14 protein-coding genes are annotated in these 10592 nt (G+C 43.7%); all 14 read left to right on the top strand.

Translation table 11 applies throughout. The features are described 5' to 3' along the window. The first annotated feature begins 156 nt into the window (after window positions 1-156). Window positions 157-1260 (top strand): aminotransferase class V-fold PLP-dependent enzyme, encoded by a 1104-nt coding sequence (locus tag JZU62_RS00450; protein ID WP_295010852.1) that lies wholly within the window; start codon window positions 157-159, stop codon window positions 1258-1260. Between the two features lie 4 nt (window positions 1261-1264). Continuing rightward, window positions 1265-2110, top strand: coding sequence for an ATP phosphoribosyltransferase regulatory subunit (locus JZU62_RS00445; protein ID WP_295010943.1), 846 nt, complete (start codon window positions 1265-1267; stop codon window positions 2108-2110). 18 nt (window positions 2111-2128) lie between these two features. Further along, window positions 2129-3376, top strand: a complete 1248-nt coding sequence (locus JZU62_RS00440) for an adenylosuccinate synthase (RefSeq protein WP_295010850.1) — start codon at window positions 2129-2131, stop codon at window positions 3374-3376. A gap of 20 nt (window positions 3377-3396) precedes the next feature. Next, entirely contained in the window at window positions 3397-3819 is a 423-nt protein-coding gene (locus JZU62_RS00435) for a flagellar export protein FliJ (protein WP_295010848.1), read from the top strand. Continuing rightward, on the top strand, window positions 3816-4343 hold the full coding sequence (locus tag JZU62_RS00430) for a PDP protein (protein ID WP_295010845.1): 528 nt from the start codon (window positions 3816-3818) through the stop codon (window positions 4341-4343). Before JZU62_RS00435 ends, JZU62_RS00430 begins: the two co-directional genes overlap by 4 nt. Window positions 4344-4415: 72 nt before the next feature. Further along, a complete protein-coding gene (locus JZU62_RS00425; RefSeq protein WP_295010843.1) occupies window positions 4416-4967 on the top strand; it encodes a DUF507 family protein in 552 nt (183 codons plus the stop codon). Between the two features lie 2 nt (window positions 4968-4969). Then, window positions 4970-6097, top strand: a complete 1128-nt coding sequence (gene carA / locus JZU62_RS00420) for a glutamine-hydrolyzing carbamoyl-phosphate synthase small subunit (RefSeq protein ID WP_295010941.1) — start codon at window positions 4970-4972, stop codon at window positions 6095-6097. 286 nt (window positions 6098-6383) lie between these two features. Then, window positions 6384-7865, top strand: coding sequence for a cytochrome-c oxidase, cbb3-type subunit I (gene ccoN, locus JZU62_RS00415; protein ID WP_295010841.1), 1482 nt, complete (start codon window positions 6384-6386; stop codon window positions 7863-7865). Window positions 7866-7879: 14 nt separating this feature from the next. Beyond that, window positions 7880-8572, top strand: coding sequence for a cytochrome-c oxidase, cbb3-type subunit II (gene ccoO / locus JZU62_RS00410; RefSeq protein WP_295010839.1), 693 nt, complete (start codon window positions 7880-7882; stop codon window positions 8570-8572). Window positions 8573-8582: 10 nt separating this feature from the next. After that, a complete protein-coding gene (locus tag JZU62_RS00405) occupies window positions 8583-8804 on the top strand; it encodes a cytochrome c oxidase, cbb3-type, CcoQ subunit (RefSeq protein ID WP_295010837.1) in 222 nt (73 codons plus the stop codon). Then, the gene (locus JZU62_RS00400; protein ID WP_295010835.1) at window positions 8797-9726 is read left to right on the top strand and encodes a c-type cytochrome; all 930 of its coding nucleotides are present in this window, start codon (window positions 8797-8799) and stop codon (window positions 9724-9726) included. The genes JZU62_RS00405 and JZU62_RS00400 overlap by 8 nt, the downstream gene beginning before the upstream one ends. Window positions 9727-9737: 11 nt before the next feature. Beyond that, the gene (locus JZU62_RS00395; protein ID WP_295010833.1) at window positions 9738-9944 is read left to right on the top strand and encodes a DUF4006 family protein; all 207 of its coding nucleotides are present in this window, start codon (window positions 9738-9740) and stop codon (window positions 9942-9944) included. A 10-nt stretch (window positions 9945-9954) separates the two neighbouring features. Next, window positions 9955-10056, top strand: a complete 102-nt coding sequence (locus tag JZU62_RS00390) for a hypothetical protein (protein WP_295010831.1) — start codon at window positions 9955-9957, stop codon at window positions 10054-10056. 9 nt (window positions 10057-10065) lie between these two features. Further along, on the top strand, window positions 10066-10592 hold a 527-nt coding region (locus JZU62_RS00385), incomplete at its 3' end, for a 3-dehydroquinate dehydratase (RefSeq protein ID WP_295010829.1).

The following is a 10592-nucleotide window of genomic DNA, read 5'->3' as shown; positions in this document are numbered from 1 at the left end:
CCCTCAAGGGCTCCGAGGATTAATGCGTCAAATAAGGTCATAATTGAGCTCTTTTTTTGGCGTAATTGTACCATAGCCTCACCCCTTAAACCTCCCCTAACCTCACATAGGATAAAATGCGCGGATTTATGACACTTTCCCTCAAGGAATTTTTGAATGTTACTTTTTACCCCCGGTCCTACCCCTGTTCCTGAATCTGTCCGTGTTGCGATGGCAGGCGAGACGCTACACCACCGTACACCGGAATTTGAAGCGATTTTTGAGCGAACCCGCACATTGTTGTTTGAACTTCTTGAGATGGATGAGGTATTGATGCTCGCTTCATCGGGAACCGGAGCGATGGAAGGTGCGGTAATTAACCTCGCACATTCTAAACTCCTCTCGATCAATTCGGGAAAATTCGGTGAGCGTTTCGGAAAAATTGCCGTAGCTCACGGGATCGCAAACGTTGAGATCAAGCACGAATGGGACACTCCGGCTACCGTTGAGGAAGTCCAAGCGGCATTGAACGCGAACCCTGACGTCGATGCAATCGCGATCCAAATCTGCGAAAGTGCGGGCGGATTGCGCCACAGTGTTGAAGCGATTGCAGCGGCGGTAAAAGCACATAACCCAGCCATCATGGTGATTGCCGATGGTATCACGGCGGTGGGCGTTGAGAAAATAGACGTAACTAATATCGACTGTCTGATCTCTGGAAGCCAAAAAGCGTTGATGCTCCCTCCGGGACTTGCGATTATGGGTCTCTCTAACGCGGCGATTGAGAAAATCGGAAGCGGCAAAGGGTATTATTTTAACCTTGCTACCGAGATTAAAAATCAGCGTAAAAACACGACGGCATGGACGGCGGCAACGACGATTACTATCGGATTAGAGTCTATTTTGAACCGCATCAAAGCAGAGGGTGGACTCGATAAGCTCTACGCTGATACGGCACGTCGCGCGAAAGCGACCCGTGAAGCGATGATGGCAATCGGTCTCTCTATCTATCCGACAGCTCCCGCTGATTCGATGACGACGGTAGGGGATGCGGAAGCGAAAAAAATCCGCTCAACCCTCAAAGCATTCGATGTGAATGTCGCGGGTGGACAAGATCACATCAAAGATTCGATTTTCCGTATCAACCACATGGGTCTGATTGCTCCGTATGAAGCGTGTTGGGCAGCTAACGCGGTGGAATTGGCACTCGATAAAATGGGACGCCGCACGTATGACGGAACCGCTAACCGCGTGTTTAACACCGTCTACTTCGGACTCTAACACGATGGTATTTGAACACGAAATTCCTGAGGGTTCCAAGCTCTATTTTGCCGCTACGGCAAAGACCAAACGACTTATCGAAACCAAAGCGAGTACACTTCTGAGCGATGCCGGATTTGAAGAGATCATCACACCGCTCTTCTCGTACCATCAACATATGAGTGTCTGCGATCAGCGTGAACTTATCCGTGTGAATGACAGCGAAAATCATCCGATCAGCCTCCGCGCCGATTCGACGATTGATGTCGTTCGTATCCTCAACAAACGTTTGGGGGGAAATACGGAACACAAAAAATGGTTCTATATTCAGCCGGTGTACCGTTATCCTGCGGACGAGCAGTATCAAATCGGGGTTGAGATCATCGATGAGCCGAATCTCTCGGTTGCCCTCACTCAAGCAACGCGGATTTTAAATGTGTTGGAGATGAAGCCGTTATTGCAAATCTCCAATATTAATATTCCACGACTCCTTACCGAGATGTTGGATTTGAATTTGGATGATTTCCGTCATGTGAACATCGAGAAATTTTTGTCATTGAAAATCGATTGGCTCACTCGATTGGTTTACATGCAGCATGCCGATGAGATCGATGCTGTTGCTGCCATCGTCCCCGACGCGATCAAACCGGAGCTTTTAAAAATCAAAGAGCTCTGCGAAGGGCTGGAATATCCGAATGTGGTCATAGCCCCTTTGTATTACGCTAAAATGCTCTATTATGATGAGCTTTTTTTCCGTGTTATCGAGGCTAACGAAGTCTATGCGATGGGCGGACGCTATAAAAGCGATGAAACTGTTTCAGTCGGATTCGCCATTTACACCGATGCGTTGATTGACGCATTACACCAATAAACTAAAGTAGGATTATTTATGAAAGCGGATTTAATAGTAGGGATTCAGTGGGGAGACGAAGGAAAAGGGAAAATCGTCGATTTGCTCGCGCAAAAGTATGATTGTGTTGCCCGTTATCAAGGGGGGCACAATGCAGGACATACCATCGTCGTTGATGGCAAAACCCATGCCCTTCACCTAATCCCATCAGGGATTTTGAACCCAAAAGCGATCAATATTATCGGTAACGGTGTTGTTGTCTCTCCTGAAGCGTTGATCAAAGAGATGAAACAGTTTGATAATCTTCTCGGACGTTTGTTTGTCTCTGAGTCGGCACACATGATCTTGACGTTTCACACCCTGATCGACCAAGCCAAAGAGAAACTTCGCGGTGAAAAAGCGATTGGTACAACAGGACGCGGTATCGGGCCTGCTTACAGCGAAAAAATTGCCCGCGCAGGATTTCGCCTCGGAGAACTTCGTAACGTGAGCACATTGACGAATCGAGTCATGGAGTATTTTGAGCAAAACAGTGCAATCTTCCAAGCGTTGGATATCTCCTTACCAACTAAAGAAGAATTAACCGTTGAATTAACAACCTTTTCAGAAGCGTTGGTACCGTTTTTGGCGAACACGACTCAAATGGCATGGAAATTGATGGATGAGGATAAAAAAATCCTCCTAGAGGGTGCGCAGGGGACGATGCTCGATATCGATCACGGAACCTATCCGTACGTTACGAGTTCATCGACCATTTCAGCGGGTGCGTGTACGGGTCTTGGGGTTAATCCAAAAGATATCGGCAAAGTAACGGGGATTGTCAAAGCGTACTGTACCCGTGTCGGAAACGGCCCTTTCCCGAGTGAAGATCACGGTGATATCGGTGAGCGTTTGCGTAAGCAAGGACATGAGTTTGGAACCACTACGGGTCGTCCACGTAGATGCGGATGGTTTGATGCGGTAGCATGTCGCTACGCGAGCCGTTTGAATGGATGTGATGATCTTTCTATTATGAAACTTGATGTACTGGATGGTTTCGAGACGATCGAAGTGTGTGTTGAGTATGAAGTGAATGGTGAAGTGATCGATTATATGCCGCTTGATCTCGAAAATGTCAAACCGATCTATAAAACATTTGCGGGTTGGGATAAAACCGAGGGTGTTCGCCGTTTCGAAGACCTTCCAGCAACGGCGCAAGAGTATCTTCGAGCTATCGAAGAGTTGACGCAAACTAAAATCGGCATGATCTCTACGTCACCGGATCGCAACGATACAATAACACTCTAATCCTGCCTCAAGGAGCGCTTATGAGCAAATCGCGTTATGAGCCTTTGGTTAAACTCAAAAAAAAGGCTCTTGACACGGCTGAACGCGCCCTTATTGGTGCGAATAATGCGCTATCTTCTGCTTCTGACAAACTTAACCGTGCTTACGAAGAACTCTCCCACATGAGTTTACCCACACACGGTTCGGTGGGGGAATTTACCCAAGCTACCTCCATGATACATACACAACACCAAACGATTGAGCAAGCTCAGCAAACACTGCGCTTGGCAGAAGAACGGCAACGGCAAGTGCGAGAGCGTTTCAAAGCGGCTATGATAGATTACGAGAAATTCAAATATTTGGAAGTGCAAGAGATGAATGCACGTTTAAAGCATCTTAAAACACAAGAGGCTAAAATGCTCGATGAGATTGGTACAATGACTTACAGAAAAGAGGCACTATGAAAAAAATCGGTTTGATGATATTGGTAATAATGAGCGTACTTCACGCTGCTCCGGCTACAAAATCGTACGAGTGTACCAAGATTTTTGAAGATCGGAAAAATGAGCTGTTGGTCGAATTAGAGCGGATTGATGAACAAAAACAATCGCTCGATTCACTCAAGCGGGCTACGGAAGAGCTACTACGCAAAAAAGAGGCGATGGTTCAAGGAAAAGATGTTAAAGTCGATCAAAAGTTAAATGAGATCAAAGCCAAAGAGGCATCCATCAAAAAAATGTTGGACGAAAATAAAAAAGTATTAGATCAAATCAAGCAGTTAAAATCGGATAAAGTCTCTCAAACATTCGCTAAAATGAAGCCCTCAGCATCAGCCGGAATACTGTCGCAGATGTCAGCATCGGATGCTTCAGAGATAATGAGCACCCTAAATTCCAAAGTAGTCGGACAGATATTGGCGAAGATGGATCCGAAAAAAGGGTCTGAAATTACCGATAAATTACGAAAATTACCGGAACCTCCTAAATAATTTTCCATTTCCTCTAAGCGATTTGAGAGGTATTTTAGGCTAAAATGCAAAAAATTACACTCAGGGCTGGCAATGAAGGTTTCACTGACACACGTACCCCATATCGCAACGCGAATCGCTGTTGATCTTAGCCGTAGCGGTTTGGTCACTATGACCAAAGGGCTTGAAAGCTGCGCCAAAGAGGCTGAGACCATTATGATCGTTAATATTAAAAAAGAGATGGCTTTAGAAGAAAAAGTCAAAGAAATTGTTAATGCGAATGAAGAGCAGATCGATTTTTATCTTGCCGACGAGCGACAACTCTTTTTTATGATCAAAAAGAAATTAGCACCTCAGTACGGTGTTGTTTTGTCATATGAAGATCGCTATTCTGATATTGCACATCAAATTCTTGATGTTTTATATGAAGAAGATTTGATTAACTACGACGTGAGTGAAAATCGCATTAAAAATATCATTTACGATGCGATTACGGGTTCTATCGCTGACTCTAGTGAAATCGAATCGGCTGTTTATGAAAAAATCAGAAGCTATAAACGCAACTTGATTCCGGGAACGGACGAATATGAGATCGTGTATGAAAAACTTTATAAAGATGAATTGGTTAGACGGGGGATGGCGTAATGTTGCGTGATGCGTGGATTTATCTCGAAAACGGCACGTATCTGAGTGCCAAAAGTTTTGGAGCCGATACGACTGCGGTTGGTGAGATTGTTTTTAATACCTCGATGAGCGGCTATCAAGAGATCATTACTGATCCCTCGTATGCAGGGCAGTTTATTACCTTTACGATGCCGGAGATCGGTAATGTCGGTGTAAACAGCGAAGATATGGAGAGCACTAAAGCCCACTGCAAAGGGGTTTTGGTACGTCAGTATCAGCGTGAATATTCATCATTTCGTGCAGAAGAAGCTTTGCACACCTTTTTAGAAACGCACGGTATTATCGGTATTTGCGACATCGATACTCGCTACATCACCAAAATGCTTCGCACTGAGGGGGCGATGATGATGATCGCTTCGACCAAAGTTTCGGATAAAGAAGAACTCAAAAAAATATTAGAGAGTTCTCCTCGTATCGAAGAGATTAACTACATCGAAGAGGTTAGTACCAAAACATCGTACACCCATCGCAACGGAATTTATGATCCGTTCAATTTTCGATACAACGATGCTCCGACACCTAAAGCTCGCATTGCGGCAATCGACTTTGGAGTTAAGCGCAATATTCTCAACGAACTCACCGAAGCAGGGCTTGAAGTTGAAGTACTGCCAAACAGCTTTAGTGCAGATGAGTTGATAACACGTTACGAGAATAAAGAGATCGACGGTGTTTTCCTCTCTAACGGTCCGGGAGATCCATTGGTATTGAAACGTGAACAAGATGAGATTAAAAAGCTGATTGCACGCCGCATTCCACTGTTTGGTATCTGCTTGGGTCATCAACTGCTTAGTATCGCGCACGGATACGACACCCATAAGCTCAAATTCGGTCACCACGGTGGAAATCATCCGGTTAAGAATCTTAAGACGGGAATGGTAGAGATTACAGCACAAAATCACAACTATAACGTTCCTGAATTAGTACGAGAAATCGCCGAAGTAACGCATGTCAATTTGTTTGATAATACGATTGAGGGCTTGCGCTACAACAGTGGTCATGTATTTTCGGTTCAGCATCACCCCGAATCTAGTCCCGGCCCTAAAGAGAGCCGCTATATCTTCAGCGAGTTTTTTCAACTTCTTCAACGTTAACTAGATATTGGGGATAATCTCCCCTGATCTGACGATAAAAAATCCTAGCAGTGTTACTTTTTTACCCCAAATGCTTTATATATACTTAAAATAATGACTTTGTTACAAAAGTGTTAAGAATGTTTAATAATTTAAGATTCCTTAAATACTCTGGTTGCTATTATTAGAGTGTTTAATAGCCTACTTTTGTTACAAAAGTGTTAAGGGCATCTTTGATTTCACAGTTTTGCGAAGTCAGAGGTGCCCTAATAGGCTCTTATGCTTTGAATCTTTAAGGAGGTCGTAAATGGAGAATCGTCCATTGGAGTATGATTACACGGTTGCGAAGTGGTTTATGCTTACAACTGTTGTTCTCGGTATTGTCGGGATGCTTGTCGGCGTTATTTTAGCGTGGCAAATGGCGTTTCCAGCTGTGAATTTGATGGCGGGAGAAGGGTTGGCAGAGTATACCAACTTTAGTCGTCTTCGTCCGTTACATACTGACTCGGTAATCTTTGGATTTACCCTAAGCGGTATCTGGGCTACATGGTATTATGTAGGTCAGCGTGTATTGAAAGTGTCTATGGCGGAATCAAAGTTTTTGATGGTCCTCGCTAAATTGCACTTTTTTATCTACCTATTAGTAGTAGTTGCAGTAGTTGGTTCATTGTTACTCGGTATTTCTACCGGTAAAGAGTATGCAGACTTTGAATGGCCTATCGATATCGCAGTTGTTGTGGTATGGGTTATTTGGGGTATGTCAATTTTTGGTTTGATCGGTATTCGCCGTGAAAAATCTTTGTATATCTCTATTTGGTATTACATTGCTACATTCCTTGGAATCGCTATGCTGTATCTTTTCAATAACATGGAAATTCCAACGTATTTTGCTTCAGGCGGAATCGGTGCATGGTATCACTCTGTTTCAATGTACTCTGGTACAAATGATGCGTTGGTACAATGGTGGTATGGACATAATGCGGTTGCGTTCGGATTTACTGTACCTATCGTTGCGATGATCTATTACTTCCTTCCAAAAGAATCAGGCCAAGCAGTTTATTCATATAAATTGTCTCTTCTTGCGTTCTGGGGATTGATGTTTGTTTACCTTTGGGCAGGCGGACACCACTTGATCTATTCTACTGTTCCAGACTGGATGCAGACTATGGGTTCAGTATTCTCGGTTGTATTGATTCTCCCATCATGGGGTTCTGCGATCAATATGCTTCTTACGATGAAGGGTGAATGGCAACAAGTTGCTAGCAGTCCATTGATCAAATTTATGATCTTGGCTTCTACATTCTATATGTTCTCTACTCTTGAGGGTCCTATTCAAGCGATCAAATCAGTTAATGCTTTGGCTCACTTTACAGACTGGATCGTTGGTCACGTACATGATGGTGTTCTTGGTTGGGTTGCATTCATGATTATGGCTGCATTGTTCCACATGGCTCCACGTGTATACAAACGTGAGATTTATTCTAAATCGTTGATGAATACACAATTCTGGATTCAAACTCTCGGTGTTGTATTGTATTTCACTTCTATGTGGATTGCAGGTATTACTCAGGGTATGATGTGGCGTGCGCACGATGAGTTCGGTAACTTAGCTTACTCATTCATCGATACTGTAACGGTATTACACCCATACTACACTATCCGTGCTGTTGGTGGTACATTGTACCTCGTAGGTATGTTCTTGTTCGCGTACAATATGTACAAAACAATGACAAGCTCTCGCCGTGTTGAAGAGAGTGAACTTCAAAACGCATCGCCTATGGGCGCTTAATAAGGAGGGGAAAAATGTTTCACTGGTTAGAAAAACACCCGTTCTTTTTCGCGGTAGCAGTATTCTTAACAATCGCGTTTGCTGGTCTCATCGAGATTTTGCCAAACTTTGCGCAAGCGTCTCAACCGACTGTAGGGACTAAACCTTACAGTACGTTGGAACTTGCAGGTCGTCATGTTTATATCAAAAACAACTGTATGGGATGTCACTCTCAGTTGATTCGTCCGTTTAAATCTGAAACTGACCGTTATGGTCACTACAGCTTGAGCGGAGAATATGCGTATGACCGTCCATTCCTTTGGGGTTCAAAACGTACGGGTCCTGATTTGATGCGTGTAGGTAACTACCGTACAACGGATTGGCACGAAAATCATATGAAAGATCCTGCAGCTGTTGTTCCAGGTTCAATCATGCCGGCATATCGCTGGATGTTCAAAAACACTGCGGATATCGATACAGCCTATGCTGAACAAGTAACCGTAAACAAAGTGTTTGCTACACCGTATAACACTGAAATCCCAATGGCAGACGGCACAAAAGCAACTGTAGCATTGGCAGGAACACTGGATGAAGCAAAAGCTGCGGCGCTCGAAGAAGCTAAAGTAGTTGCGGCAGACATGAAAGATCAAGATGTTAAAGATGCGGTAGCAGCGGGTCAAATCCCTGAAATCGTAGCGATGATCGCTTATCTTAACAGTATGAAATAAGGGATTTAGCGTGGATATCGGTACGATTCAAGCGTATGCTTACTTTTTCTTCGTTGCGTTTTTGGTGGTGGTGTTGTATTCTTACATCTACCACCTCTACAGCTCGCAATGGAAAGGGAAGCGCGATTATGAAAAGTACGGAAATATCGCGCTCCATGATGAGATTACCGATCAACCGATCGAGAAAATCTCAAAAAATGACGATTTAAAAGTAGGAGGCATAAATGAATAAGACAGTACTTGCTGCTATCGTAGTTGTAATTGCAATGCTTGGCTTCACTTACGCTGCTGTCGGAATGGCCGGCGGTATGGGTGGAGAAGGTGACTGGGTTAACAAACTCGCCGTATTAGGTGCAGTTGTACTCGTTATCGTTACATCATTTGTAGTTACCAAATATGTTCGACAGATGCAGTTTGACAAAGCAAGTGGTAAACTTGCGGATGAAAACTGGGATGGAATCGGAGAATATAAAAACGAACTTCCTTTTGGATGGGCAATTATTTTCCTTGGTTTGATTATTTGGGCAATCTGGTATTTCCTTGCGGGATATCCAGTTGGTACGTATTCACAAATAGGTGAGTACAATGAAGAAGTAGCGGCTCATGACGCGAAATTCGAAGCAGAACATGCTAATATGGACGAAGAAACACTCAAAGAAATGGGTGGATCAATCTTTATCGTACAATGTGCTCCATGTCATGGTTTACAAGCGGACGGTATCGACGGTAAAGCAGCGAATTTGAATAATCGTTTGGAAGAGAAATCAGTTAAACATGTTATTCAAAACGGTTCAAATAACCAACTTCTCGGTATGGAAATGCCTATGCCGGATCGTAATGGTTTGATGAATGCTAATACAGGTGCTTTAATTAGCGATGCTGAGATCGATGCAGTATCTAAATATGTTGCAGGCGGAATGAAAGGCACTACTGGTGCTGATGTATTCGCAGGTGCATGTGCAGCTTGTCATGGAGCTGATGGAAAAGGTACTGAAATGGTTGCTCCAAGTATCGCGGTATTCAATCCTACGCTTGTAGCGAATGTATTGAAACACGGTAAAAAAGGTGCAATCGGTGCAATGCCGGCATTCAACAACTTGACAGAAGCTCAAGTAAAAGCGCTTGGTGCGTATGTCACCAGCCTTAGCAAATAAGGAGAGCCAGAATGGAAAATCGTAGTGTTTTTGCATTGGACGGTATCACCGGTATGTTAATCGCAACTGTATTGCTTCTCTCTATCCTCGCGGGTTTAACCGTATGGGGATTGGGTGTTCAACAAGGTAGTGCGGCAAATTATTACCAAGTCGAAAAAGAAAAAGACATCAAGATGTTCAGCACCGAAAATGCTGCACATCGTGTTGATGTAAAATAAGGGGTTTAGTATGGCAAGTATCATGGATAAACTCATCACAATTACATTGGTGGTTTCTGCAGCGGTAACGTTGTGGGCGGTTCTTACTCCGAATCACCTTTACGTCGGTTAAGGGTAGCTTTTGTTACTCTCACGAGGGCTCGCGGCCCTCACCCTCTCATTCTTATTTACTCTTTCTCTCCATGCAGAATATTTATATAAAGATGATGTTGTCAAAAATCCACAGTTTCAAGAACAAATCAACACAATCGGTGCTGAACTTAAAGCAAAAACGGGTGTGTCGCTCTACCTAGTCATGGTACGTGATTTGGATGAAAATCAAAGTATTGCTGATTTCGAAAAACAACTGGCAAGTGAACTCAAAGAGCCTGCTGTGATTATGACGTTTATCGAACTCAAGCAAAAAGTGGATATTTTAGCGCGCCCCGTCTCTTTATATGAGCATTTTAATAAAGCACAGGTGCTTAGCCCCAATGCAACCTTTATCGGTTCGGTGGTAAGTGCCGTTATGTTTGCACGCAGTTTTGATGAAATTACAGAATTAATAAGTAACCGTGGTGGAACAATTTTACCGATTTTGGCAGAACGTGCCAAGGGGGCTGAAATCGTTTCAAAATATTCGGTTGCGATGTTCAATGGATACTCTGA

Source organism: Sulfuricurvum sp. (assembly GCF_019163035.1).
GTDB lineage: Bacteria > Campylobacterota > Campylobacteria > Campylobacterales > Sulfurimonadaceae > Sulfuricurvum.
Note: the sequence above shows the minus strand (reverse complement) of the source record. Positions and strands in the feature narration are given on the sequence as shown.

Bases quoted from the DNA above. Each gene is read 5' to 3' on its own strand.
- JZU62_RS00450 (WP_295010852.1), top strand. From the start codon at position 157: ATGTTACTTTTTACCCCCGGTCCTACCCCTGTTCCTGAATCTGTCCGT.
- JZU62_RS00445 (WP_295010943.1), top strand. From the start codon at position 1,265: ATGGTATTTGAACACGAAATTCCTGAGGGTTCCAAGCTCTATTTTGCC.
- JZU62_RS00440 (WP_295010850.1), top strand. From the start codon at position 2,129: ATGAAAGCGGATTTAATAGTAGGGATTCAGTGGGGAGACGAAGGAAAA.
- JZU62_RS00435 (WP_295010848.1), top strand. From the start codon at position 3,397: ATGAGCAAATCGCGTTATGAGCCTTTGGTTAAACTCAAAAAAAAGGCT.
- JZU62_RS00430 (WP_295010845.1), top strand. From the start codon at position 3,816: ATGAAAAAAATCGGTTTGATGATATTGGTAATAATGAGCGTACTTCAC.
- JZU62_RS00425 (WP_295010843.1), top strand. From the start codon at position 4,416: ATGAAGGTTTCACTGACACACGTACCCCATATCGCAACGCGAATCGCT.
- ccoN (WP_295010841.1), top strand. From the start codon at position 6,384: ATGGAGAATCGTCCATTGGAGTATGATTACACGGTTGCGAAGTGGTTT.
- ccoO (WP_295010839.1), top strand. From the start codon at position 7,880: ATGTTTCACTGGTTAGAAAAACACCCGTTCTTTTTCGCGGTAGCAGTA.
- JZU62_RS00400 (WP_295010835.1), top strand. From the start codon at position 8,797: ATGAATAAGACAGTACTTGCTGCTATCGTAGTTGTAATTGCAATGCTT.
- JZU62_RS00395 (WP_295010833.1), top strand. From the start codon at position 9,738: ATGGAAAATCGTAGTGTTTTTGCATTGGACGGTATCACCGGTATGTTA.
- JZU62_RS00390 (WP_295010831.1), top strand. From the start codon at position 9,955: ATGGCAAGTATCATGGATAAACTCATCACAATTACATTGGTGGTTTCT.